Genomic DNA, 25380 nt, shown 5'->3' with positions numbered 1-25380 from the left:
TTACCAAAAAATCTGGCCCTAGAAAAATCTGATACTGCAGTTACTATGCGAAGAATACTTACATCAATTCCATACTTGTCGCTTAAAACACCTAACATACCTGATACTTGTTTATCTTGAGTGGACTTATATTTTTTTCATCTAAACATCCCGATTCAATTAAATATTTGCATTCTAAAAATGAGTTCGATCTTTAGAATAGATTTAAGATTTCCTTCACTAATCTACCCTTTAATTGAATAACTTTTGACTTCTATATTTTAAAATAAAATTCCATAAACCTTCTGTTTTTCATTTTAAAAACACATTCTTTTAGAAAACGAGCGTTTGTTGAGATAGCAATAAAAACATGTTGAAGCCTATTACAAAAAGAACCATCCCAAAATACTTTGGGACAGTTCTTTTTCCTTATTAATGATTCTTTAACATCACTAACAATTTCTCTTGGCTATACATCCATACTGTAATGATTAAACAAGCAAGTGCGACTTCTGATAACGCCATAAATCCAATTGCATAATGACCTGTTAATTGGAATAGTAACGTTAAAATTAGCGGTGGGAAGAATCCTCCTAGTCCACCTAAAGCTGATACGAGACCATTTACAATACCAGCTTGTTCTGAGAAATACATTGGAACGAGTTTAAAGATTGTACCATTACCTATACCTGCACAAAATGCGACTAGTAGGCAACCAAATGTATACACGTTCATGCTAGGCATAAATGATAAAATAATACCTGAAAGTGTTAAACCGATAAATACAAAGATTAATATTTTAAATGGATTAAACTTATCACCGAGCCAACCACCAATTGGGCGCATAATTGTTGCGAGTACGATGAATCCAGCTGTCCGCATACCTGCATCTACTTTCTCTAATCCGAAGTGAGATACTAAAAAGTTTGGTAAGTATACGGTAAATGCGACAAATGATCCGAATGTTAAAAAGTAAAAGATACATAAAAACCAAAGTTTTTCATTTTTATATACACCTTTTATTTGTTCCATTAATGGTGTATTCACCTTTTTCTCTTTACAATCGCCTAATAAAAAATTCATAAGTGCAAATGCTGCAAGTAAAACCAAATAACATTGTACTGTCGCTCTCCAGCCAACTGAAGTTGCGATAACAGGCGCTAAAAATGAAGTAATTGCTGTTCCGGCATTACCTACACCGTAAATACCATTTACAAAACCGTGACTCTCTTTCGGAAAGTATTTTGGTAAAGAAGTTACCCCTACAGAGAATACAGCACCACCGATTCCGACAAATAATCCACCAATAATTAAATCCATCATAGAATTGGCAACACTAATATAAAAGACAGGAAATAATAATAAAATAAAACTAATAAAGAATAATTTTCTTGCTCCGAAACGATTTGTCCAATAACCAATTGGAATGCGAAGAACAGAACCTAAAATAACCGGTACTGCTGTTACCATAGAAATTTGTCCCGCAGTTAATGGAATATCCGCTTTAATATAAGGCATTAATGATGATAAAATGACCCATACCATAAAACCGATAACTAGATTAGAAGTTTGTAAAATTAATTAAAAATTAGGACTTTTCATCTTGTTCCCTCCTATGTATGCATAGTTATATTTATTCTCTCCAGCCTAATCACGTCCTAACATGATTAGGCTGAGAAGAATCAACCACCACTTACTGGCGGAATCATTGCTACGACATCGCCAACTTGAATGATGTCATCCTCATTTGCATACTCTTCATTTATCGCGACCATAATCTCGTTTGAAATTGCTACATTATATTCCTTAATCAGAACTTCCTTCAGCTTCGCAACTGTAATATTTTCACAATCTATGTGTAATGCTGGCTTACTTACTTCTTCTTGTAAATGTGCAAATAATAGTACTTCAATCATATACTCCTCTCCTTTCCAGGCTCACCATTTGCATATGTTACCTTCTCTAACTGATCACCTATCCATGACTCACCATCTTCCCAAAACTCTTTCTTCCAAATTGGAACAATTTGTTTAATACGCTCCATAATATATTCGTTCGCCTCATATGCAGCTTTCCGGTGTGGTGTAGAAACAGCGACAACAACAGCAAGATCAGAAATTTGTAATGTACCAATACGATGTGTAATAGCGACATATGTCCCCGGCCACTTCTCTCCTACTTCAGTGCCAATTCTCTCAAGTTGTTTCTCCGCCATTGTCTTATAAGCTACATACTCTAAACAAAGTGTACGTCGACCTTTCGTAAATTCTCTAACAGTACCAATAAAAGTAGTAACCGCACCACACTCACGACGAATTACTTTGTTTGTAACTTCTTCAATTGAAATAGGTGTATCAATTACTTCATAATACGTATGTGTCATCTTGCACCTCTGATCCTTATATAAGTTAGCAATCTCTTTTTCTATTACTTGTATGATCGAAGCGGCTCTTCCCACGGCCACTCACTTCCGACGTTCGATTCTAATAACAGTACCGAAACGGTTATTCCTGTTTCAAATCCTCTTGTTCCTCCCGGCAGAACGATAAATGCATTCGCTTCTGCAATTGAAGAAATTGCGCTAGATTTATCTAAACCGACTGGTGTAACTTGCAATTGCCCATCTACAATTTCTACTCTCCCTCTTACAAAACGAGTAAACGGATTTGCTTTCGAAATGTCTTTCTGTAAAATTGCCTCTGCACGATATATGTGCGGATCTTTCCTATGCAAGTATGTTCCAATGACAGGTCGAACATACAATTCACATCCGACATAACAAGCAGAAGGATTACCAGATAGACCAAATAATAGTTTTCCCTCTAACTCAGCTACAGTTGTCACACTTCCTGGTCGCATCGCTATTTTGTTAAAAAGTACATTAGCTTGTAATCTCTCATAAATAGCCGGTAAATAATCATAGTCTCCTACTGAAACGCCACCGGTTGTAATTAATATATCAACTTCTTTTATCGCTTTTTTTACAGTGTTATAACACGTCTCAAAATTGTCAGCGAATTGCCCATAATACTGTACAATTCCACCTGCTCGTTCAATTTGAGCAGCTACCATATAAGAGTTACTATTTCGAATCTTCCCTGGCTTTAATTGTTCATGTACTTCGAGCAGTTCACTTCCTGTCGTTACAATTCCAATGACTGGCTGTTTTACAACATATACCGTACTATAACCAAACGTAGCAAGAAGTGCTGCAACTCCAGGATTAATAACAGTCCCTTTTTTCACCAGAATGCTATTTTGTTTTACATCTTCTCCTTTAAAAGAAATGTTATCCCCAGCAACAAAGGAGCGTTTCAATTTCATATAAGTCTTTTCGTTTTCTTCAAATCCTTCCGTTAGCTCTAACATAACTACTGCATTACACCCCGCAGGAATTGCCGCACCTGTCATAATACGGACAGCTTGAAATGCTTTCACATCTTCTGTAAAAACAAAACCTGCTCCAATTTCACCAATCACTTCAAACAGAATGGGATTACTGCTACTTGCTTCTTTTGTGTCTTCCGCTCGAATCGCAAACCCGTCGTACGGAGAGCGATCAAAATGCGGGACATCATGATCTGCAATAACATCTTTTCCAAGCGTTCTACCGTAGCTTTCTATAAGAGAAACCTCTTCTATTTCACCCTGATAAGCATATTCCATTACTCGTGCAACTGCTTCTGCCACTGGAATTGGATTACGTTTTAATAACATTCTTTTTCACCTCGTTTTTGGAAAGTGAAACTCACTTTCTATTCAGCCTATATATTTTGCGTATAATCGTTTTGCTATTTTCACATCATTTGTTCCATGAATAAATGCCCTACCGTCTGTAAATAAAACGAAACGATATTCATCAATTAGAAATGATAGTAAGTAAGGCGTTTTTTGGACAAGTACACTTTTTTGTAATCGTTTTTGAACTTCCTCTAAATGAAGAACACGTTTTACCCCTGAACGGATTTGAACCGTATTCCGTCCGCATAGCACTTCCATTTTCATCTGTGCTTCAAATGTTAAACTTGGGTACGTGCGTGTATTTCCACAAGATGGACATGTATTTTTCTTCTGTCTATTTACTTTTAATGAGAGATATTGATTGTTCCAAATATCAAATGATAACATTGTTCCTCTTAGCGCCTCGAAATCATCCACCAATATTTTCATCGCCTCTGTTACTTGATGAGTAACGACCATTTGTACAGCTGGTTGAATGATTCCTGCTGTATCGCATGTTGCACTGCCCATAGGATGATCCATTAAGCAGCGAAAACATGGTGTTTTCCCTGGAAGAATTGTATACGTTACACCGTAACTTCCAATACATCCACCGTATATCCAAGGTATATTTTCTTTTTGTGAAATGTCATTTATAAGTAGGCGCGTATCAAAATTGTCAGTCGCATCTAATATGAGATCCACTTCTTTTGTTAACTCTTTTATTTCTTGCAGTGTGACATCCGATACTACTGGTACAATTTCCACTTCAGAATTAATCTTTCTTAAATGCTCTGCCGCTGCAATTGCTTTCGGTTTGCACTGCTGTGCATCTTCTTCTGTATATAACTGTTGCCGTTGTAAATTACTCCATTCGACGTAGTCACGGTCAGCAATTGTCAATTTCCCAATTCCCATTCTAACAAGAGCTTCTGCATTTGCAGCTCCTAGTGCACCCGCACCGATTAGGAGCACATGCTTTTCTCTTATTTTTCTTTGTCCCATTTCACCAATTCTAGAAAACAATACTTGTCTTGCATAACGCTCTTGCATAAGAACTCCGCCTTTCACTATCCACCAATGTAAGACATTTCAACTTTTGGACGTTTACTTGTACTTTCAACTGTTCTTTCATCTGAATATCGATCTGTTCTATATCGCCATGTATGTTGTAAAATTTTTAATAATGAAGCGTCAGAAATATTTTCTCGAAGAAGCGTTCGCAAATCCGTTCCTTTTGTTCCAAATAAACATGTAAAAAACTTACCGTCTGCCGAAATACGGGCTCTCGTACAAGAAGAACAAAATGACTCAGAAACAGAAGTAATAAATCCAACTTCTGCATCGCTCCCTACATATCGATACATTTTCGCAACCTCTCCAAAGTAACGAGGTTTAACAGGCTCAATCGGATATACACGATTAATCTTCTCTATTAATTGTTCCTTCGTAATAACTTGTTCAAAGTTCCAGCCGTTTGTACTGCCCACATCCATAAACTCTATAAAACGGAGCTGAATTTCTTTTTCTTTAAAGTAACGAGCCATATGAAGAATTTGACTATCATTCATTCCTTTTTTTACGACCATATTTACCTTTACTTCTAACCCTGCGTTCTTCGCTTCTTCAATTCCTTTTAATACAGGTTTTGTGCTTACATTTCGTCCATTAATTTTTTTGAAGACATAATCCTCTATCGCATCTAAACTAATATTTACACGTTTTAATCCCGCTTCTTTTAACGCCTTTGCTTGTTTTGCTAAATGAATACCGTTTGTTGTGAGTCCAATATCTTTTAAGCCTTCTAGCTTTGCAAGTCTTGCAATTAACGTCGGTAAGTCTTTACGCAATAAAGGTTCACCGCCAGTAAGCCTAATTTTATTGACTCCCATACTTATAAATAATCTCGCTAATCTTTCTATTTCATCGAACGTTAATAAAAGCTCTTCCTTTAAAAAAGCGTAATCAGGTCCGAACACTTCAGCAGGCATACAGTATGTACACCTAAAATTACAACGATCAATAACTGAAATACGTAAATCTTGAAGTGGCCGTTCTAAAGAATCTTTCATGTTCTCATGCATCTATATCCCTTCTTTTCTGCTGCAATCCTTAGTAAGCTTTCAATTTTTTTATTTGCCTTCATTATAAAAAAGAAGCTACATATTCAATGTGACTTTTCTCACATTACTTTCCCCATTCAAAAATTCTTCACAAATCCGTTCGAATTTTGTTCACATCTTTAATCTCATCCACTTTGTCTATTGAATTTTTCAAACTAAAAACTGAAGATTTCTTCCCCTTACGGTCATTGAAATTTCAATTTATTTTTAAAATAGCTCTTGCATTTTCATCATACTTACACTCAAAATAGGAAATGTATTGCTTATAAGAAGAAAGGTGATCACTGTGGCAAACAGTATGACATTATCTCAAGATTTAAAAGAATTACTTGCATCTGTTGAATATAAAATGCAAATTAAAAAAGGTAGTTTTATTTTTCAAGAAGGTATGGAGGCAACAGAGCTCTATATCATCCACTCAGGAAAAGTACAAATTAGTAAATTAAGTGCTGACGGACAAGAATTGACACTTCGAATTTGTTCGGAATATGACATTATTGGAGAACTAACATTATTCACGGACAATGCGAAATACTTATTAAATTCAAAATGCCTTGAAGATGTTGAAGTAGGAGTTATAAAGCGTGAAGCGTTAGAAAAAGCATTACTCCAAAAACCAGCACTTGTATTTGAATTTATGAAATGGATTAGTGAACATTTAAGAAGAATGCAAACGAAGTTCCGAGATTTAGTATTACACGGCAAAAAAGGTGCCCTGTACTCTACTCTTATACGAATGACAAATAGTTACGGTGTATTAAAAGAAAATGGGATTCTCATCGATTTACCATTAACAAATCAAGAACTTGCTAATTTCTGTGCAACTTCACGTGAAAGTGTAAATCGAATGTTAAATGAATTAAAAAAGCAAGGTACAATTTCGATTCATAAAGGAAAGATTACAATCCACGATTTACAATTTTTAAAATGTGAAATTGCTTGTGAAGATTGCTCTGCTTCTGTTTGTAGCATTGATTAGCATCTTATTTAGATGCTAATCTTTTTTCAATTTAAACTACTTATTAACGGCTATTCCCTATATAAACAAAAACGAGGCCTTCCATATTAGACCTCGTTTCGTTTTAGCTGCTAACTCCTATCTGTTTACAGCAGTATTATTTTTTCAACTCATTAGGAATACGTCTTCTGTAAATTACATAACTACGGCTTACATATTTAATTGGGGCACTAAATACATGTACTAGTCTTGTAAATGGCCACACTGCGAATAAACCCATCCCTGCAAGAATGTGAATTTTAAACCATACTGGTACTTCCGTCATATATTCAACTTTCGGTTGGAAAATAAAGAGACTTCGGAACCAAGGGCCAATTGTTGTACGATAATCAAATCCTTTTGAATCGATATTTAAAAATGTTGAAGAAAGTCCTGCTAACATTACGATAAGTAATAAAATAAGCGCAATATAATCTCCCTTTGTGCTCGTTGCAATGATACGTTTTACAGTTACGCGGCGGTACGTTAATATAATTAAACCGATGATAGAAGCAACACCTGCCGGAAGCCCGAAACTAATTGCCATTATGTGATACGTATGCTCAGAAATACCTATCGAACGGTATACAGCTTCTGGAATTAATATCCCCATAACATGACCGGCAATTACGAACATAATCCCAAAGTGGAATAATAGACTTCCGATTCGGAGCATTTTCTTTTCTAATAGTTCACTAGATTTTGATGTCCATCCAAATTGATCATAGTTGTATCTAAAAATATGTCCACCGATAAAGATTGCAAAAATGATATAGGGAAACAATACCCATAGAAATTGATTCATCATTTTAACAACTCTCCTTTCTAATTTGTCTGTACATCCCATGCTTCGATAGCGAGTAGAACAGCCGCAAGAATTGGTTCATACATACTACCTGCTTCTTTTAACTGAACGTGTAATGCTTGTATATTCTCCTTGTATTTATTCATAATTGGTTCACTGTCTTGCTCATTTGCATTTGCAAAAAACTCAAGAAAAAGTGGTAAATAATCAGGTAGTTCTTTATCCGTTACTTCAAAACCAGATTTTTTATAATGCTGCTTTAACTCTAATAATTCAATACCTCTTTCTCTTTGTTCACCAGTGTTCATATAAGTAAGATACATATTTGTTTTCTTACCAAAATCGAATGTATATACGTAACTATCAATGAGTTGATCATTCGTTTTATGTAGCGCTTGCTTTATAAAGGCTGTAAGTGATGCTTTAACTTCTTCCTTTTCTATCGTTTCAATCTCTTCTTGCAATTCAGTTACAGCTTCTCTCCACCCTAGTTCAGGATAGGAGAGAAGAAAAGAAGAACAAGAAAAAGCAGTTTGTAAACTTTGTTTCATCATTTTCTGCCCCCTTTATTTAAGAAATTGTCATACAAGAGCCTGGACCACCTGCGAATGCTAAACCACAGCTTCCTTGTTCGCTATATAAATCTGTCACTTGTTCACGGTGAGTGCCCGGAATGACGAAGCGATTTTTATATTTCGCAATAGCAAGAAGACGATACATATCTTCTACATCCTGTTTTGTTAAACTAAGTTCTTTTAATACAGCTTCATTTGGCTCTTTATTAATTTGCAGCGCTCTCATATGCGTTCGCATAACAGCCATTTTCTTCAATGTAAGACGAATGTGTGATTCATCTCCTGCAGTGAGTAAATTCGCTAAATATTGAATTGGAATACGCATATTATCGATAGCAGGGAAAATCTCTTCTGCTTGCCAGTTACTGCCTTTCCCTTCCACCATATTCATAATTGGGCTAAGCGGCGGAATATACCAAACCATCGGCATTGTACGGTACTCTGGATGAAGAGGCAGAGCAATTTTCCAATCGATAATCATTTTATAGATTGGTGACTCTTGTGCTGCTTTAATCCATTCTTCAGGAATGCCTTGTTTTTTCGCTTCAGCTGCTACTTCTGGATCATTTGGATCTAGGAAAACAGTAAGCTGAGATTCATATAAATCTTTTTCGTCTTCAACAGAAGCTGCTTCTTTTACTTTGTCAGCGTCATATAGCATTACCCCAATATACCTGATACGTCCCACACATGTTTCTGAACAAATTGTTGGCATACCAGCCTCAATACGTGGGAAACACATTGTACATTTTTCAGCTTTATTCGTTTGCCAGTTAAAATACACTTTTTTATATGGACAAGATGATACGCAGAACCTCCAAGCACGACATGCATTTTGATCTACAAGAACAATGCCGTCTTCTTCACGTTTATACATCGCACCAGATGGACAAGATGATACGCAAGACGGATTCATACAATGTTCACATATGCGTGGTAAATACATCATAAAGACGTTTTCAAAATCTGTTTTAATTTCTTCTTCCATTTTCTTTACGTTCGGATCTTGTAATCCTGTTATATGTCCACCAGCTAAATCATCTTCCCAGTTCGGACCCCATTCAATTTTGTCGATAAATTCGCCTGTAATTGCTGATTTCGGACGAGCAACTGGTTGATGCTTACGCTGCGGGCTATTTGTTAATGTTTCATAATCATAATTCCAAGGTTCAAAGTAATCATCAATTGTTGGTTGATCTGGATTGTGGAAAATGTTCATAAGACGTTTCATTTTCGAACCAGATTTCAGCTGAATTTCACCATTTTTCAATTCCCATCCGCCTTTATATTTCTCCTGATCTTCCCATTGTTTCGGATAACCAATTCCAGGCTTCGTTTCTACGTTATTGAAGTACATATATTCCGCACCTGGACGATTTGTCCAGGTGTTTTTGCACGTTACGCTACAAGTATGACAGCCGATGCATTTATCTAGGTTCATTACCATTCCGACTTGCGCTTTAATCTTCAAGCCAATCTACCTCCTTCAGTTTACGGATTACAACATTTAAATCACGCTGGTTCCCAGTCGGACCATAATAGTTAAATCCATAGCTTAATTGGCCATATCCACCAATCATATGTGTTGGTTTAACATGAATACGGGTTGGACTATTATGCGTTCCCCCACGGGTGCTTGTTAATTTCGTACCAGGCACGTTAATGTGGCGATCTTGCGCATGGTGCATAAATGCCATTCCCCTCGGTATACGGTGCGTTACAACAGCACGCGCTACGACAACACCGTTACGGTTAAAGCACTCGATCCAATCATTATCAGCAACGCCAGCTTCTGCAGCGTCCTCTTTATTCATCCAAACAGTTGGACCACCTCTAAACAGCGTTAACATCGGTAATGAATCGAAATACATACTATGAATCGACCACTTATTATGCGGTGTTAAATAGTTTAGTGTAATCTCTTTCCCTTCTACTTCAGGGCGTGACTTACGGAACGGTTTATGTTGCAGAATTGGTTTAAATGTTGCCATCGTTTCACCAAATTCTTTCATCATGTCATGGTCTAAGTAGAAAGATTGTCGACCAGTTATCGTTCTCCAAGGAATAAGACGTTCCACATTTGTTGTAAACGGTGAGTAACGTCGTCCACCTTTTTCTGAACCTGTAAAGGCCGGAGAAGTAATTACTGTTTTCGGTTGTGCTGTAATTTGTTCGAATGTAAAGCATTCTTCTTCACGTTCTTCTGCTAAATCACGTAATTTTAGATCTGTTTGTTTTTCAAGTGCTTCCCATGCTTTTACTGCCATATGACCGTTTGTTGTAGAAGAAAGCGTTAATACCGCTTCAGCAGCATTGATTGCTTCTTTTATGTCTGGGCAACCTTTCGCAATAGTATCCGTTCGAACAACTCCTAATTTGCTCTTTAATTGTTCATACTCTTTTTCTGCTGACCAAGAGATCCCTTTCGTACCAATCGGTTGTTTTCCGGCATTTGGTCCAAGTGCTGTCATTTTGTCATAAATCGTTCTATAATCCCTTTCAACAACATGAATTTGTGGCATCGTTTTACCCGGGATTGGTTCACATTCACCTTTACTCCAATCTTTAATCTTGCCAAGTGGTTGCGCTAATTCTTGCGGTGTATCATGAAGAAGTGGTGTTGCAACAACTTCTTTCATTGGTTCAAGATCTATTTTCTTCGCTAAATCTGACACAGCTTTAGAAAGTGAAGTGAAAATATCCCAGTCAGAGCGTGCTTCCCACGGTGAACCGATTGCTGGATTAAATGGATGCACAAATGGATGCATATCTGTACTACTTAAATCATGTTTTTCGTACCAAGTTGAAGCAGGTAAGACGATATCAGAATACAGCGCTGTTCCAGCCATACGGAAATCTAAATTAATGAGTAAATCAAGCTTCCCTTCTGGTGCTTCTTCATGCCACTTAATTTCTTCTGGTCGTAATGAATCACTATCGTCATTCATTAATCCGTTTGTTGTACCTAATAAATGTTTTAAGAAATATTCATGCCCTTTACCAGAACTTGAAATTAAATTCGCACGCCACACGAATAAGTTGCGCGGGAAGTTGTTTTTATTATCAGGATCTTCAATCGCAAATTTCAGTTCTTTTTCTTTTAATTTTTGTGCAACATATTTTCCGATTTCTTCTTGCGTTGTTGCACCAGCAGCAACAGCTTCTTTATATAATTCAATTCCATTTTTCTCGAATGTTGGATAAGAAGGTAACCAGCCGAGTCGTGCTGCTAATACATTGTAATCACCGTGATGTTGATAACGTGAGTTACCTTCAATTGGTGATGCTAAATGTCCAACAGGTGTATCTTCATAGCGCCATTGATCTGTTACGAAATAGAAGAAAGACGTACCATTTTGTAATTTTGGTGGCCCTTGCCAATCTTTTGCCATCGCGATTGTTTGCCATCCTTCTGCAGGTCGTAACTTTTCTTGACCAACATAATGCGCCCAACCACCGCCGTTTACACCTTGTGCTCCAACGAGAAGAACAAGATTTAAAACAGCGCGATAAATCGTATCAGAGTTAAACCAGTGGTTAATACCCGCTCCGACAATAATCATTGAGCGACCATTCGTATCAACAGCATTTTGTGCGAACTCACGAGCGATTTGAATAATAAGCTCACGTTTTACTCCTGTCATTTTCTCTTGCCATGCAGGTGTAAACGGTATGTCATCATTGAAGTCTTTCGGCTCTTGTCCGCCAAGCCCTCGGTTCACTCCGTAATTTGCTAACGTTAAGTCGTATACAGTTGTAACGAACACTTCGCCTTCTTCTGTCATAACCTTTTTCACTGGAATTGTACGTTCTAATACTTTGTTTCCATCATCAGAGAAGTACGGAATTTGTACCGTTCCAATCGATTCTTCCATTCCAAGTAAAGAAAGACGTGGATCAATCTTTTCACCTGTTTCTTCATCTTCTATACGCAAGTTCCATTTCTTTTCGTTATCCCAACGTGAGCCCATTGTGCCTTGAGGTGTTGCAAAATCATTCGTGTTCTCGTTCCAAAGAACAGGTTTCCATTCTCCTAACTTCGTTTCGCGTCCAATATCAGCAGCGTTTAAGAAACGATCAGCAACGAATTGATCTCCTTTTTGTTTCAATGTGACAAAGAAAGGAAAATCAGTATATTGCTTCGCATACTTTGTGAAATATTCCACTTGATTATCTACGTAAAATTCTTGTAAGATCACATGCCCCATTGCCATCGCAAGTGCACCATCTGTACCTTGTTTCACACTAATCCAATCATCCGCAAACTTTGTAGATTCAGCGAAGTCAGGGCTGACAGAAACGACTTTCGTTCCTTTATATCGAACCTCTGCTAAAAAGTGAGCATCTGGTGTTCTCGTCATCGGTACATTTGAACCCCATGTCATAATGTAACCAGAGTTATACCAGTCACTACTTTCTGGTACATCTGTTTGATCGCCCCAAATTTGCGGAGAAGCTGGTGGTAAATCTGCGTACCAATCATAGAAACTAAGCATCGGCCCACCCATAAGTTGCATAAAACGACTACCAGCAGCATGACTTAACATCGACATAGCTGGAATTGGTGAAAAGCCAACATTTCGATCTGGCCCGTATTTAATTACTGTATAAAGTAGAGAAGCTGAAACGAGTTGTAATACTTCATCCCAATTCGCACGAACGAATCCACCTTTACCACGCGCCTGCTTATACTTACGTGCTTTTTCAGGGTTTTCCACAATGTTTTTCCAAGCATCTAGTGGTGACTTGTGCTTTTGTAGTTCCTCTTGCCACATACTCCAAAGAACACCACGTACATACGGATATTTCACACGAAGTGGACTATAAATGTACCAAGAAAAACTCGCTCCACGCGGACATCCTCGTGGTTCAAAATCAGGCATATCTGGACCTGTTGTTGGATAGTTAAGCTCTTGCCCTTCCCAAGTTACAATTCCATCTTTCACATATATATTCCAGCTACATGAACCAGTACAGTTCACGCCGTGTGTAGAACGAATTACTTTATCATGCTGCCAACGCTTTCTGTACACATTTTCCCATTCGCGATCTTCATATGTTTCTTGTGTATGATTATCGTTATAACGATCTATTGGTGAAAAATATTTTAAACGTCTCATTAGTGCTGAAGTTTTTTTCTTCATACTGTTCACTCCTTTAATACGTCTCTCTTACATACCCTTACTATAAGAGAGGTTGTAAAATACAGATGTGACATTTCGCACAGTTCAAGAGATTGTCAAAAATTCAGTAGAAAATAAGTTTGTGAGAAAATCTTGTGTTCCGTTGTGAAGATTATGGTTAATCTTAATTATTAGGAGAATGGTATTTTGAGGTATCGACTATTTTGCAAAAGAAAAAGAGTTTTGATATTATTTCAAAACTGCCATAAGGAAAAGAGTATAAATTGTATGTAAAAAAATTTTTCCCAATGTTATTATTTTATATCGAGTCTGATTTTACATAAAAATACAAATCATTATTTACTGTATTGCCCTTAGTTACGGAAACAATTATACTAGATGTAATCGAAATAAATAATCTGAATATTCTCAGAATTTAAGGTAGAAGTTTTACTATCTACATATAGAATTAGAAATATGTCCACTAAATTGATTAGAAAACGATAATAACATTAGGAGGATTACGATGCCCCAGCTTGATTCATTACATCCCACTGTAGAAAAAATAATCAATAATATTGAAAAAATAATGGTCGGAAAACGAAAAGAAACAATCTTAGCTTTGACAGCTCTCTTAGCTGAAGGTCATGTGCTATTAGAAGATGTTCCTGGTGTCGGGAAAACAATGCTAGTACGTGCCCTTTCTAAATCCATTGATGCTGATTATAAGCGAATTCAATTTACACCTGATTTATTGCCGTCAGATGTAACAGGAGTTTCTATTTATAATCCGAAAGAGCTCCAATTTGAGTTCAAGCCTGGACCAATTATGGGGAATTTTGTACTTGCTGATGAAATTAATCGTACATCTCCAAAGACACAATCTGCTTTACTTGAATGTATGGAAGAAGGCAATATTACAATAGATGGCATTACAAGACCTTTACCAAAACCGTTCTTTGTCATGGCTACACAAAATCCGGTCGAATATGAAGGAACATATTCTCTACCAGAAGCTCAGCTCGATCGTTTCTTATTGAAACTAAAAATGGGATATCCTACACCAGAGGAAGAATTTGAAATTTTAAACCGGATGGAAAAAACAAATCCACTCTCTCAATTACAGACCATTACTACAATAGAAGAATTAATTTATTTACAACAAAGCGTACGGGTAGTAAGTATGGACAAAGCAATTAAGCATTACATTGTAAAGCTTGTTAATCAGACTCGTACGTACAGTTCTATACAGTTAGGTGCAAGTCCACGTGGCTCGATTGCTTTAATGAAAGCTTCACAAGCTTATGCATTTATCCATGGCAGGAATTATGTTATTCCAGACGATGTTAAATTTTTAGCTCCTTACGTTTTAGCACATAGACTCATTCTAAAAATGGAAGCAAAATTTGAAGGAATAACAGGAGAACAAGTTATCGGAAAAATCGTTGCACGAACTACCGTGCCTACTCAAAGGACGATGAACCCTTGATGAAACGAATGCTGCGAGCGCTATATCACGTTATGAAGTTATTGCTACTCCCTTTATGTCTAGTCTTAACATTTGTGTACGCTATGCTTCAAGGAGGGTTTGTCAGTTGGTTTTTGTTTTACAGCACAATTCCCATTGCTCTTTATTCGCTACTACTCCCCTTCTACGCTTTACGGGACGCTGAAGTAAAACGAATAACAAACCAAAATGGATATGTAGTAGGAGAACAATTTGTAAGCACGATTACAATAAAAAGAAAATTTCCTTTTCCCTTACTTTATTTAGTTATAGAAGATGAACTGCCACCACAATTTATAAGTTGTAAACAAACAAAGATGAATAAGGTAGTACTCTTCCCAGGATTGAAACGAAATATTTCGTTTCAATATGTTATTAACACAATCCCTAGAGGCGAGCACACTTTTTCAAGCGTTCGTGTCAAAACTGGCGATTTATTCGGCATGATAGAGAAAGAAGTAACTTTTTCAGTTCCAGATACATTTTTAGTCTATCCCCAGTATGTAGATATAGCATATCGACAATTGGAAAATCATTTCGAACAAGGAGCGCTTTCAGCAAATATAAATTCAGCAAAAGACTCTACAATCTCTGTCGGTGTCAGAGACTATAAACCTGGTGATCGCTTTTCATGGATTGATTGGAAAGCAACTGCACGAACAAACACTATTATGACAAAAGAGTTTGAACAACAGCGCAGCCATAATGTCATGATATTCATAGACAGAACCGAGTCTCCTCTATTCGAATCAGTCGTCACATTTACTGCCTCTATCGTAAGGACTGTCTTGAAACAAAATTCACCAGCATCATTCGTGTCTATCGGAAAAGAACAAACTATTTTCCCTTTAGACAATGGAGATACGCAGTTACAACAAATCCTTTGTCATTTAGCAAAAGTGCAAGCAGACAGTGTATTCCCGCTCTCCCAGAGTGTAGACATGGAACTAAGAAAAATTTATGAGCCCGTCACGGTTATACTCGTGACCAGTAATCTTTCTCCCGATATTCAAAAGGCGGCTGATTGTGCCGCTATAAGAAATAGAAAATGTATGGTTTTTGTCGTGAAAGAAAAAGCGAATCAACTTTCACACCGAGAAATCAGTATAATAGAAACTCTAAAAAAACGACAAATATTTGTAAACACGGTTTATGAAAACCGTTATACAAACGTGTTTTTTGAGGTGAGCAAATGATAACATTACAAACAAAATACAAGTGGGATACGAACAGATTCTTTATGCATGCATGTGTATTTCTTCTTTTACTAGAATGGCTAAGACCTCTTATAGGTATTACAAATGTAGGTAGATTAGATATTTTCGTAACATTTATAGGAATTTGCTTCGCTCTCTCTTTTTTTCAAACGAGGTGGCAGATTCCAATAAAAATTGTCACAGTCCTATTTATCATTCATTCCCTATATTATAAAAATGCTTTTATAAATCCATCTTGGCTAACAGCATTCTTTTCTGATATGTTTCGAAATTCCTCCCTGTTTTTCCAAGGGAATTTACTAGATATTTCTCCAGTTTTTCCGACGGTTTTATTTTTTCTCTCATTTTGGTTTTTGAGTTCTTTTACTTCATTTTGGATTATTCATAAAAAACGTGGGTTTCTATTTCTTGTATTGACTATTATTTATATCGCAACTTTTCATAACTTACATTTATACAATGCAAACTACGCTATTATTCGTACTGTTGTCATCGGCTTTTTTATGCTTAGTCTTCTTCAAGTAGAACGAATAAAAGAACGTGAACACTTACAAAATTATGCTAGGGAAATCTCAAAATTACTTAGACCACTTACAATATTTATTGTATTATTAGCAACCATCGCATACTTTGCTCCAAAATTTGGCCCTCAATGGCCAAACCCAATGGATTTCTTAAAATTCAACACATCTGAAGCAAGTAAAGAAAAAAAAGTTTCTACAATTGGGTATGGTTTAGATGACTCACGATTAGGTGGTCCTTTTAAGGCGGATCCTACAATTGTTTTCACAGCACGAACGCAAAACAAACAATATTGGAGAGTCGAAACGAAAGATTTTTATACCGGAAAAGGCTGGGAGGTTTCTGAAAATCCGAAAAAGGTTTCTTTTAAAAATAAAAACGACGTCGTAAGCTGGTACGAACAAAATACAAAAACAGAAACTACTGAGGCAACAATTACCATGCAAAAAAGTTACCCTCACCTTACCTATCCAGCAGGATTAGTAACAGTTGAAGCTTCTTCTGATGTATCATACAGTGTTGACCCGTTTTCAGAAAAAATTTATACAATGAATGGAGACTCTTCTACTACTTTACATTCGTATAAAGTAACATATGAGATCCCTGAGTTTTCCATAAAAAACTTGAAAGCTGTAAAAACAAATGAAGGTCAAGAAACAAATCCTTATTTTATGACAAAGTACACACAACTTCCCGAGTCATTACCACAGCGCGTAAAAGACTTGGCTATCAATCTTACAAATGATAAAGACAACCGATATGATAAAGTATTAGCTATTGAAAATTACTTCACAGACAACTCTTTTACATACGAATCAACGAATGTCTCATTCCCTGCCAAAAGCCAAGATTATGTAGATCAATTCCTTTTCGATACAAAAAGCGGCTACTGTAATAATTTTTCGACGTCTATGATTGTACTACTTCGTTCTGCCGGGATTCCAGCTCGCTGGGTGAAAGGCTATACAGAAGGAACTCTTGACAATACACTTGCCTCTGCAGAAGGTGAGGATGTTTATACAATCACGAACGATAACGCACACTCTTGGGTCGAAGTATATTTCCCAGAATACGGATGGATTCCATTCGAACCGACAAAAGGATTTACTAATCCCTATAATTTTATAAATAATACGCCTGCTCCTATTTCACAAAATAGCGAAGCAAATAATTCTAATAACGAGCAAATACAACAACGAAATAATGAAGCAAAACTTAAAAGTTTAATTGAAAATACAGAAGAAGCTTCTACTAAAAAGGTCACAAATTCTAAAACTAGTTTTTCTTGGTGGTACGTATTCCTCTCTACGATACTAATTAGTATTATAGGATACATTCTCTTCACCACTAGAATGAAATGGATGACATTTCTTATTATTCATTTCTATAAATACCGAAAAGATGATGCTGTTTATCAAAAAGCTTACGGTGCACTTTTAAAACAATTTGCGAGAATTGGCATACCACGGGGTGAAAGTCAAACATTCCGAGAATACGCTCTCCATATCGATACACTTTACAACTCGGCCGATATGCAACAACTTACTGCCAGTTATGAGAACGCTATGTATCAACAGGGGCAGGCTACGGTAGAATGGAAAAAATCCGTACACTTATGGGAAGTACTTATGAAAAAAGCAGCTTCTCCACCTAAATCAGATGGCTTTGATACAGTTATTTAATCTTGAAAATTTGAGTTTAAAGAAAACGTCTCAAAGAACTACATTGTTCTTTGAGACGTTTTTTAATAAAGTGAAACTCCTACTTATTCCCCAAGCACCTTCTCAATCTCAACCTCTAAATCTACCGGCTTCGTCTGTGGAGCAAAACGCCCTACTACTTTCCCGTCTTTTCCGATTAAAAACTTCGTAAAATTCCATTTCACTGCTTTCATACCAAGTAAACCTGGTGCTTGTTCTGTCATGTATGTATATAGAGGGTGAGCCTTATCACCTTTCACATCAACCTTTGCAAACATCGGGAAGTTTACACCGTAGTTTAATTCACAAAAACTAGTAATGTCCGCTTCTGTACCTGGTTCTTGTCCCCCGAATTGGTTACAAGGAAATCCGAGTATTTCGAGTCCTTGGTCTTTATATTTATCATATACCTCTTGTAATCCTTTATATTGTGGTGTGAAACCACATTTGCTAGCTACATTGACAATAAGAAGTGCTTTTCCTTCGTAATCTTTTAACGATTTTTCTTCACCTGTAATTGTTTTAGCTGAAAAATCATAAACTGTCATTGTCTTTGCCCCTCTCTTCACTATCATTCTATGTTTATACTATACTACATTCGTGAATATACAGCTCTTATTACGTACTTATAAGTTGTAATGATAGCGCTTTATTTCTGTTCGAAAATTCGACACAAACTACTAGACTTTTATGATGGAAAGTTTTACAATTGAAATGTGAACAAAATGTGACAGTTTATATTCCATTATAAAAGAAAAGGATGGTGTTCATTATGAAAACTGCACAACATGAAACGATTTCAAATCGCGAGTTTTATTTCGTACTATATATGATGTTATTGTTTGTTACTGGCTGGGTAATCGATGTAAATGGTTTATTCTTAAGCTCCTACTTTAATTTAGCAGGAGAGATTATGCTTCCATTAGTAGGCGGGATTGTTGGACTGTTCATTATGTCTATTAATAAACAACAAACGAAATAATAATATTACAAAAAGGCAGAAGACGAGCTTCGTTTTCTGCCTTTTTTCTATTTTAGCGTATAATAAAAACATGCAGTATATAAGGAGTGGTAACTATGAAAAAAGTAGAGCAATTATCTTCTCACCTATATCTTATTGATGATTTCGATTTACAGCATAATGAACGAACAGGTACGTACGTTTTATTAGGTGACGATATTACTTTAATTGAAACTTGTGCAGCCCCTTCTCTTCCGTATATTTTAGACGGCTTACAACAATTACATATTGATTTAAACGATGTTAAAAACATTATCGTTACACATGTGCATTTAGATCACGCTGGAGCAGCTGGTTTAATGATGGAAAAGTGCCCAAATGCTACGTTATATGTGCATTCTCGTGGTGCTCGTCATATGATTGATCCAACAAAACTTATTTTAGGTGCAAAAGCTGTCTACAAAGAAGATTTCGATAAACTCTTTGATCCAATTCTTCCAATTGAAGAAGAACGTGTTCATATTGTACAACATGGTGATACGTTAAAAATTGCAAAAGATCGCACCCTTACATTTTATGATACACCAGGACATGCGAAGCACCATATTAGCATTCACGATTCATTAACAAACGGGATTTTTACTGGCGATACAATTGGAATTTATTATAGAGAACTCGCAGACGTTGATGTAGAGTTATATCTACCATCAACGTCCCCTTCACAATTCCAACCAGATGCGATGATTACTTCTAAAAATCACATTCAAAGTATGAATGTAGATACTATTTATTTCGGTCATTACGGCGCATCCTCTCATGTTACAGAAGTATATAATCAACTGGAATATTGGCTACCTATTTTCGTTCATACTGGTAAGGAAGTCTTTGAAAAGTATAATGATTTCGATGAAGCAACTAAAGCTTTACAAACTTTGTTAATGGATAAAATCTCTTCTCATCTTACAAAGTTAAACGTTCCATCAGATCATTCCGTTTATAATATTTTACATTTAGATATAGAAATTAGCGCAATGGGCATTATTGATTATTTCACGAAGCAAGAAAAATCAAACTCCACTATTAACTAACAGTAAAAGAAGAGATATACAACAGTAGTTATTGTATATCTCTTCTTTTTTTGAATATATTTTGAGTAAAGGATGGTGGAATATAATGCAAAAAGTGATGCTATACCTCTGCTTCACATTATTTATCGTCTTATTATTATTTGTAGGAGTAAAAATTCAATTTTATTTAGATACAGATGCACAAGTGAACTTTAACGTTTATCCAAGATTATTCTACTTTACACTCTTCCCTCTTATAGTTGGCATTTTATTACGCTTCCTTCAATCTATTAATCGCGAAACGAGTAAACAAAACTGGAGCTTTCAACCGGATAAATTTATTGCTATTACAGTGCCTACACTATTCATTTCCTTTTCCCCAGCACTACTCTTTTCACCACTTGCCGAATACCTACCTTATTTAGTTAATATTATTCTAATAAATACAACTTTTGTTACGATTATTAGTTTAATAGCTGGTTATTCACTATTAGATTGTTTTATACAAAAGGACAATGCAACGATGAAAAAATATAATTGAATGCTCTATTTTCTTTTAATAAAGAAAGCTCAAAGCTAAAGCTTTGAGCTTTTTTACTTATCTCACCTTTTCATCTACATACTCCATAAACTGCTCCGCTTTAATAAATCTTTCTTTGTACGCCTCAGGCACTTCTTCTACTGTTATCCCGCCACTCGATTTCGTTTTTACTAACACAGTTTGATGTGACATTAATGCCTCCATATATTGTTCATACTCTTCAGGAGTTAGTACTTCTTTACTAGATTTATGGCCATTTAATTTATCAAAATACGGATGAAGCTCCATTACTACCTTTTTCAATTCCTCTTTTTTAGCTGGTGATAATTGATCATAATCTATATTACCATTCGAATCCCCGTACGCAAGCTTTGCATTAGTTAATTTTTTCAGTTCTTTTGTAAACTCTTCATATTCCTTCGAACTCATTTCATCTTTCGCTTCTGATAATTTTGCATTAAAACGCATATACGTTTCTAATGTCATCGCTCCGGCGTGTTTTTTTAAATTCTCAAAAGATCCGTATATACCATCCGCCATAATAGATTGATATACAAAACCGGTCGTAGGGATTAAAAATGCTGCTGCAAGCACTCCGGCGATAAGACGTTTCTTCACCTTACTTCCCCCGCGATTCATTTTGATTTGAACAATTACTTTTTCTTTTAACTCCGGCGGGGCAACAATCCCCTTCGCTTCTTCTCGTATAGATTCTCTAACTCTACAATCTAAACTCATTTCACATTCCCTACCTCTCCTAAAAAGATTTCTTCTACTTGCTCTTTTTGACGTAGTTTCTTTAATGCCGCATGAATTCTAGACTTCACTGTACCAATTGGAATATGTAATATTTGTGCTACTTCTTCTTGTGAATATTCGTATAAGTATCTTAAGATAATAACTTGTTTCAATTTATACGGTAATTTATGAATGAGTTCGATTAGTTTTTGGTTTGATATTTTACTTACAACATCGTTAGAAAAATCAATTTGCACTGGCTTTCTTTGCTCTTCTGCTTTTTTCATAATTCGTAGTCGCATCCACCTCTTTCTTCTATAAGAATGAATTTGTTTAATCGCAAGCCCAATTAGCCAAGGGCGAAATGGCTTCTCGCTATCATATTTACGAAGCGATTCATATAGCTGTATGTATACTTCTTGAACGACATCATCTACATCCGTTTTATCTTCAATTAAAAAATGTGCTGTTTTATATACTTCTTGAATCGTTACATCATACAATTCGCTATACGCTTCTTTATTTCCTGATAAAGTTAATCGAATTAAATGTGCGTAATCTATTTCAGCCTTCATATTCCAGCCCTCCTTTGTCTTACACTATATATTGGCAAGTAATTCATATTTCGTTCGATTTTTCCGAAAAAATTTTTTATATAAATTAATATTATGATCCGATGAGTTCATAAGCTTCACTTATAACCACACATAACTATTATATAATTTTCCAATTTCTGATAAAGATTTAAAATGATTTATATAGTCAAATTTAGGAGGATATATGATGAAAGCTATCGTTGTAACGTCGTTCGGTGGTCCTGAAGTGATGAAATATACAGATTTGGATATACCGGCTATTTCAGAAGATCAAGTTTTAATTCGCGTTGTTGCTACTAGTGTAAATTTCGCTGATATTAAATCACGTTATGGCAAAAAAGGAAATAAAGCACTACCTTTTATTCCAGGTATAGATGCAACTGGTATTGTAGAACGCGTCGGTTCTCATGTGAAAAATATTCAACCTGGACAGCGTGTCATTGCTTTTCCTCAAAATGGATCTTACGCAGAGTACGTTGTTTCAAATGAAAATCTCACTTTCGTTTTACCCCATGAAGTCGACTTTCAAACCGCAGCTGCTTGTCCGATCGTATCTTTCACAAGCTATAATTTACTCGTGAATGTTGCAAGGCTTCAACAAAATGAATCCGTGCTGATTCATGCAGCTGCTGGCGGAATTGGTACTACCGCGATTCAACTTGCAAAACGATTAGGGGCTGGAACAGTTATCGGTACTGTCGGAAGTGAAACGAAAAAAGAAATCGCTTTAGATGCTGGAGCTGATTATGTTATTTGTCATCAAGATGAAGATTTTGTAGAGAAAGTCAATGAGCTGACAAACGGAGAAGGAGTGAATATAATTTTGGACTCTATTTCTGGAACTGTCTCTGAAAGAAGTTTAAACTGCCTAGCTTATTACGGTCGCCTCGTTCATTTCGGTAATGCAAGCGGTAAAATTGGCAATTTCAAAACGAAAGATTTACACGCAAGTTGCCGCTCTATACTAGGCTTTAGCTTTGGCACTACACGGAAAAAACGTCCTGAACTACTCCAAGAAACGGCAAATGAAGTTTTCCGTTATTTGCGTGACGGAAGTTTGCAAATGAAAGCTACAAAATCTTTTCCCCTTCAAGATGCAGGGAAAGCACATGAATGGGTCGAAAGTAGAAAAAGTACAGGGAAAGTAATACTAACTGTTCAGTCTTCTTCCTGAAATGAATACTTGAAACAGAGGTGGCATTCATGGGATCACGAATTATGCATGTTATTATCGCTAACGGTATTGCTGAGAAACTATCTATTCAAGATAAAACTTCTTTCTTACTTGGAGCTGTAGCCCCTGATGCTGTTCATTCAAAAAAAGAAAAAGGAACCTCACATTTTTATGCTGGTACAACGAAGAACTATACGAGAAGAATAGATTATGATTCATTTTTTCATAAATACGAAGCACATATAGATTCCCCCTTTATTTTAGGCTATTACACCCACCTCATTGCCGATGATAATTGGCTAAGTGGCTTTTTTCTACCATGGTTAAAAAATAGAATAGAAAATGACGAAACTATCGCCCCCCTGTACTATAACGATTTTAAATTGTTAAATGCAAAGTTGCTTCATCATTACGATAAAGAACAACAGCTCTTCTCTCTTCTCAATCGAGAGGCTCACATTGTGGATATTGAAGAGGTTTCTAAAGAAAACGTTTCAGCTTTTCGAAAGTATCTTTTTGAAGATATGTTGTATCCCGAGCAACATTTGCATGAAGACTTACAGGTGTTTACGTTTAATCAAATTGTCGGTTACATTGAAACCGCTATTGAAAAAGGTGCATTTTTTATTAAACAACTCTCTCATGAAAAATCCACTTCAAAGATTTAATCCCCCTCAATATATTCGAGGGGGATTTTCACATAGCAATATTATTATTGATTCTTCTCCATAACCGCAAAATAATTCCCTTCACTATCAGCAAAGTTAAACACTTTACCAGAAGGCATAGTTACCATTTCTCCAACAGTAACATTTTTATTTTTTAAACCTGCATATAATTGATCCAGATTTTCTGAGAAGAACATTAAGGACGGTGTACCAAGATTTAATTCTGGGCTCATTTTCGAAATAACTTCTTTATTATGTAATATAATGCTCGTTTCAGCACCATTAGTTGGAGCAATTTCAATCCATCTCATTCCTTGCTTGTTATCTTCCTCCGCAACTACATGAAACCCTACCTTTTCCGTCCAAAAATTTACTGCCTCATCTTGATTATTTACATATAACATAATTTGTCCTACTTTATGAATCATTTGTATTCCTCCTATTGTTTTTTTACATTCTATGTAGCTTTCTACAGCTGGTATCGTTATTCCTTTTGAGTTGGTATGTACTTCTTTGCAAAATTTATCGACTGACTCATCCCATCCAGTTCGTCAAAATAATTGTTTCTTTCAATCATGTTATATCCGTCGAATCCAATTTCATCTAATACTTTGAAGAATATATCGAAATCCACTTCACCATTTCCTACCCCTACTTCTATATACTTACTTGAACTATTACTTTTCACTTCTTTACAATCTTTAATATGAGTTTGTACTATATAATCTTTTAATAGTAATAAACCTTCTAACGGATTTTCATTTACATCACTTATTAAATTTGCTGGGTCAAAGTTAACAGCTAGTCCTTTCGAGTTTGCATTTTCTAAAAATCGTTTTAATACTATTGCTTTTTCAGATCCTGTCTCAATAGCAAAGACTCCCCCAAATTTGAATGCTAATTCCCCTATCTCATAACAAACCCGCACCATTTTATCATAGCTCTCACTTTTTTCATCATCTGGAACTTTCCCAATATGAGCTGTTATTATCTTTGCTCCCAGCTCCAAACCTCTGTCAGTAATATATTTAATCTGATTTATTGCACTGTCAGCTTCTGTTCCTGTAATTCCATTTTCTCCAAAACTAATTGCTAATGATGGAATCTTTATCCCATTAAAAGATAAGCTTTTCTTTAAAGCAGTCCATTCTACCACTGGAATATTAGCTAAGTTGAAGTTTTTATTCATAGCATATAATTGAATATATTCTAAATCCCATTCCCTTGCTTTTTGTATTCCTTCGTTTACTTCAATATGTTTCGTATTCAAAAACATTCCTAATTTCCTATCCATATATGTACCTTCTTTTTATTATTTCGCATCAGTTTAATATTCGACTTTTTTTATATTACTTCCTTGTACATAT

Annotated in this window: 24 protein-coding genes; 9 read left to right on the top strand and 15 right to left on the bottom strand. The window is 35.9% G+C overall.

Annotated elements, in window-relative coordinates; genetic code table 11:
- Positions 1-411: 411 nt before the first annotated feature.
- The 6 genes from narK to moaA form a co-directional block, all read right to left on the bottom strand.
- Entirely contained in the window at positions 412-1524 is a 1113-nt protein-coding gene (narK, locus tag MHH27_RS10810) for a nitrate transporter NarK (RefSeq protein WP_340942483.1), read from the bottom strand.
- Between the two features lie 137 nt (positions 1525-1661).
- Positions 1662-1895, bottom strand: coding sequence for a molybdopterin converting factor subunit 1 (gene moaD, locus MHH27_RS10805; RefSeq protein ID WP_000573676.1), 234 nt, complete (start codon positions 1893-1895; stop codon positions 1662-1664).
- Complete coding sequence (gene moaE / locus MHH27_RS10800) at positions 1892-2362, bottom strand: molybdopterin synthase catalytic subunit MoaE (RefSeq protein ID WP_016512948.1); 471 nt, start codon at positions 2360-2362, stop codon at positions 1892-1894. Before moaE ends, moaD begins: the two co-directional genes overlap by 4 nt.
- Positions 2363-2406: 44 nt before the next feature.
- Positions 2407-3696 (bottom strand): molybdopterin molybdotransferase MoeA, encoded by a 1290-nt coding sequence (locus MHH27_RS10795; protein ID WP_098851256.1) that lies wholly within the window; start codon positions 3694-3696, stop codon positions 2407-2409.
- A 42-nt stretch (positions 3697-3738) separates the two neighbouring features.
- Positions 3739-4752: a molybdopterin-synthase adenylyltransferase MoeB gene (locus tag MHH27_RS10790; protein ID WP_258131636.1), complete on the bottom strand. Its 1014-nt coding sequence runs from the start codon at positions 4750-4752 to the stop codon at positions 3739-3741.
- A 17-nt stretch (positions 4753-4769) separates the two neighbouring features.
- Positions 4770-5783 (bottom strand): GTP 3',8-cyclase MoaA, encoded by a 1014-nt coding sequence (gene moaA, locus MHH27_RS10785; RefSeq protein ID WP_000545008.1) that lies wholly within the window; start codon positions 5781-5783, stop codon positions 4770-4772.
- Between the two features lie 325 nt (positions 5784-6108).
- Here moaA and MHH27_RS10780 point away from each other — a divergent pair, with 325 nt between their 5' ends.
- Positions 6109-6801, top strand: coding sequence for a Crp/Fnr family transcriptional regulator (locus MHH27_RS10780; protein ID WP_000013866.1), 693 nt, complete (start codon positions 6109-6111; stop codon positions 6799-6801).
- Positions 6802-6937: 136 nt separating this feature from the next.
- Here the strand turns inward: MHH27_RS10780 and narI are convergent, their stop codons facing one another.
- The 4 genes from narI to MHH27_RS10760 are packed head-to-tail and all read right to left on the bottom strand — an operon-like array spanning position 6938 to position 13343.
- On the bottom strand, positions 6938-7627 hold the full coding sequence (narI, locus tag MHH27_RS10775) for a respiratory nitrate reductase subunit gamma (protein WP_098235608.1): 690 nt from the start codon (positions 7625-7627) through the stop codon (positions 6938-6940).
- A 17-nt stretch (positions 7628-7644) separates the two neighbouring features.
- Positions 7645-8175, bottom strand: coding sequence for a nitrate reductase molybdenum cofactor assembly chaperone (narJ, locus tag MHH27_RS10770; RefSeq protein WP_063220184.1), 531 nt, complete (start codon positions 8173-8175; stop codon positions 7645-7647).
- A gap of 19 nt (positions 8176-8194) precedes the next feature.
- A complete protein-coding gene (narH, locus tag MHH27_RS10765) occupies positions 8195-9670 on the bottom strand; it encodes a nitrate reductase subunit beta (RefSeq protein ID WP_340942478.1) in 1476 nt (491 codons plus the stop codon).
- On the bottom strand, positions 9660-13343 hold the full coding sequence (locus MHH27_RS10760; protein WP_340942474.1) for a nitrate reductase subunit alpha: 3684 nt from the start codon (positions 13341-13343) through the stop codon (positions 9660-9662). The genes narH and MHH27_RS10760 overlap by 11 nt, the downstream gene beginning before the upstream one ends.
- A 505-nt stretch (positions 13344-13848) precedes the next feature.
- Between MHH27_RS10760 and MHH27_RS10755 the strand changes: the two genes are divergently transcribed.
- From MHH27_RS10755 to MHH27_RS10745, 3 genes are read left to right on the top strand one after another with little or no spacing between them, the layout of a single operon-like run.
- Entirely contained in the window at positions 13849-14811 is a 963-nt protein-coding gene (locus MHH27_RS10755; protein ID WP_001135807.1) for an AAA family ATPase, read from the top strand.
- Entirely contained in the window at positions 14811-16025 is a 1215-nt protein-coding gene (locus MHH27_RS10750; RefSeq protein ID WP_097821811.1) for a DUF58 domain-containing protein, read from the top strand. The genes MHH27_RS10755 and MHH27_RS10750 overlap by 1 nt, the downstream gene beginning before the upstream one ends.
- Positions 16022-18250, top strand: a complete 2229-nt coding sequence (locus MHH27_RS10745) for a transglutaminase TgpA family protein (protein WP_089170882.1) — start codon at positions 16022-16024, stop codon at positions 18248-18250. Before MHH27_RS10750 ends, MHH27_RS10745 begins: the two co-directional genes overlap by 4 nt.
- An 83-nt stretch (positions 18251-18333) precedes the next feature.
- On the opposite strand, the gene bsaA is transcribed toward MHH27_RS10745, so the two are convergent.
- A complete protein-coding gene (gene bsaA / locus MHH27_RS10740; RefSeq protein WP_000219434.1) occupies positions 18334-18816 on the bottom strand; it encodes a glutathione peroxidase in 483 nt (160 codons plus the stop codon).
- 224 nt (positions 18817-19040) lie between these two features.
- Here bsaA and MHH27_RS10735 point away from each other — a divergent pair, with 224 nt between their 5' ends.
- The 3 genes from MHH27_RS10735 (at position 19041) to MHH27_RS10725 (ending at position 20837) form a co-directional block, all read left to right on the top strand.
- Complete coding sequence (locus MHH27_RS10735; protein WP_043938462.1) at positions 19041-19250, top strand: DUF3925 domain-containing protein; 210 nt, start codon at positions 19041-19043, stop codon at positions 19248-19250.
- Positions 19251-19345: 95 nt separating this feature from the next.
- Positions 19346-20317, top strand: coding sequence for an MBL fold metallo-hydrolase (locus MHH27_RS10730; RefSeq protein WP_043938463.1), 972 nt, complete (start codon positions 19346-19348; stop codon positions 20315-20317).
- 85 nt (positions 20318-20402) lie between these two features.
- Entirely contained in the window at positions 20403-20837 is a 435-nt protein-coding gene (locus MHH27_RS10725; RefSeq protein WP_001174535.1) for a hypothetical protein, read from the top strand.
- Between the two features lie 57 nt (positions 20838-20894).
- Here the strand turns inward: MHH27_RS10725 and MHH27_RS10720 are convergent, their stop codons facing one another.
- Both MHH27_RS10720 and MHH27_RS10715 read right to left on the bottom strand, forming a co-directional pair.
- A complete protein-coding gene (locus MHH27_RS10720) occupies positions 20895-21575 on the bottom strand; it encodes a DUF3600 domain-containing protein (protein ID WP_340942471.1) in 681 nt (226 codons plus the stop codon).
- Positions 21572-22150 carry a sigma-70 family RNA polymerase sigma factor gene (locus MHH27_RS10715; RefSeq protein WP_000642664.1) on the bottom strand — a complete coding sequence of 193 codons (579 nt, stop codon included), beginning with the start codon at positions 22148-22150 and terminating at the stop codon, positions 21572-21574. The genes MHH27_RS10720 and MHH27_RS10715 overlap by 4 nt, the downstream gene beginning before the upstream one ends.
- Before the next feature lie 208 nt (positions 22151-22358).
- Between MHH27_RS10715 and MHH27_RS10710 the strand changes: the two genes are divergently transcribed.
- The gene (locus tag MHH27_RS10710) at positions 22359-23345 is read left to right on the top strand and encodes a quinone oxidoreductase family protein (protein ID WP_000644636.1); all 987 of its coding nucleotides are present in this window, start codon (positions 22359-22361) and stop codon (positions 23343-23345) included.
- A 29-nt stretch (positions 23346-23374) separates the two neighbouring features.
- Positions 23375-24013 (top strand): zinc dependent phospholipase C family protein, encoded by a 639-nt coding sequence (locus MHH27_RS10705; protein ID WP_340942469.1) that lies wholly within the window; start codon positions 23375-23377, stop codon positions 24011-24013.
- Between the two features lie 44 nt (positions 24014-24057).
- Here the strand turns inward: MHH27_RS10705 and MHH27_RS10700 are convergent, their stop codons facing one another.
- Together MHH27_RS10700 and MHH27_RS10695 are read right to left on the bottom strand one after the other, a co-directional pair.
- Positions 24058-24441: a VOC family protein gene (locus MHH27_RS10700; RefSeq protein ID WP_000581475.1), complete on the bottom strand. Its 384-nt coding sequence runs from the start codon at positions 24439-24441 to the stop codon at positions 24058-24060.
- Between the two features lie 56 nt (positions 24442-24497).
- Positions 24498-25307 (bottom strand): sugar phosphate isomerase/epimerase family protein, encoded by an 810-nt coding sequence (locus tag MHH27_RS10695; RefSeq protein WP_141541705.1) that lies wholly within the window; start codon positions 25305-25307, stop codon positions 24498-24500.
- Positions 25308-25380 lie beyond the last annotated feature (73 nt).

The sequence above is a fragment of the Bacillus sp. FSL L8-0152 genome (assembly GCF_038006365.1).
GTDB lineage: Bacteria > Bacillota > Bacilli > Bacillales > Bacillaceae_G > Bacillus_A > Bacillus_A cereus.
This window is presented reverse-complemented; position numbering and strand designations above follow the sequence as displayed.

Bases quoted from the DNA above. Each gene is read 5' to 3' on its own strand.
- MHH27_RS10720 (WP_340942471.1), bottom strand. From the start codon at position 21,575: ATGAGTTTAGATTGTAGAGTTAGAGAATCTATACGAGAAGAAGCGAAG.
- MHH27_RS10695 (WP_141541705.1), bottom strand. From the start codon at position 25,307: ATGGATAGGAAATTAGGAATGTTTTTGAATACGAAACATATTGAAGTA.
- narI (WP_098235608.1), bottom strand. From the start codon at position 7,627: ATGATGAATCAATTTCTATGGGTATTGTTTCCCTATATCATTTTTGCA.
- MHH27_RS10755 (WP_001135807.1), top strand. From the start codon at position 13,849: ATGCCCCAGCTTGATTCATTACATCCCACTGTAGAAAAAATAATCAAT.
- MHH27_RS10700 (WP_000581475.1), bottom strand. From the start codon at position 24,441: ATGATTCATAAAGTAGGACAAATTATGTTATATGTAAATAATCAAGAT.
- narK (WP_340942483.1), bottom strand. From the start codon at position 1,524: ATGGTATGGGTCATTTTATCATCATTAATGCCTTATATTAAAGCGGAT.
- MHH27_RS10710 (WP_000644636.1), top strand. From the start codon at position 22,359: ATGAAAGCTATCGTTGTAACGTCGTTCGGTGGTCCTGAAGTGATGAAA.
- MHH27_RS10705 (WP_340942469.1), top strand. From the start codon at position 23,375: ATGGGATCACGAATTATGCATGTTATTATCGCTAACGGTATTGCTGAG.
- moaA (WP_000545008.1), bottom strand. From the start codon at position 5,783: ATGCATGAGAACATGAAAGATTCTTTAGAACGGCCACTTCAAGATTTA.
- MHH27_RS10730 (WP_043938463.1), top strand. From the start codon at position 19,346: ATGAAAAAAGTAGAGCAATTATCTTCTCACCTATATCTTATTGATGAT.
- moaE (WP_016512948.1), bottom strand. From the start codon at position 2,362: ATGACACATACGTATTATGAAGTAATTGATACACCTATTTCAATTGAA.
- MHH27_RS10735 (WP_043938462.1), top strand. From the start codon at position 19,041: ATGAAAACTGCACAACATGAAACGATTTCAAATCGCGAGTTTTATTTC.
- moaD (WP_000573676.1), bottom strand. From the start codon at position 1,895: ATGATTGAAGTACTATTATTTGCACATTTACAAGAAGAAGTAAGTAAG.
- narJ (WP_063220184.1), bottom strand. From the start codon at position 8,175: ATGAAACAAAGTTTACAAACTGCTTTTTCTTGTTCTTCTTTTCTTCTC.
- MHH27_RS10760 (WP_340942474.1), bottom strand. From the start codon at position 13,343: ATGAAGAAAAAAACTTCAGCACTAATGAGACGTTTAAAATATTTTTCA.
- MHH27_RS10725 (WP_001174535.1), top strand. From the start codon at position 20,403: ATGCAAAAAGTGATGCTATACCTCTGCTTCACATTATTTATCGTCTTA.
- MHH27_RS10715 (WP_000642664.1), bottom strand. From the start codon at position 22,150: ATGAAGGCTGAAATAGATTACGCACATTTAATTCGATTAACTTTATCA.
- MHH27_RS10790 (WP_258131636.1), bottom strand. From the start codon at position 4,752: ATGCAAGAGCGTTATGCAAGACAAGTATTGTTTTCTAGAATTGGTGAA.
- MHH27_RS10750 (WP_097821811.1), top strand. From the start codon at position 14,811: ATGAAACGAATGCTGCGAGCGCTATATCACGTTATGAAGTTATTGCTA.
- MHH27_RS10795 (WP_098851256.1), bottom strand. From the start codon at position 3,696: ATGTTATTAAAACGTAATCCAATTCCAGTGGCAGAAGCAGTTGCACGA.
- MHH27_RS10745 (WP_089170882.1), top strand. From the start codon at position 16,022: ATGATAACATTACAAACAAAATACAAGTGGGATACGAACAGATTCTTT.
- bsaA (WP_000219434.1), bottom strand. From the start codon at position 18,816: ATGACAGTTTATGATTTTTCAGCTAAAACAATTACAGGTGAAGAAAAA.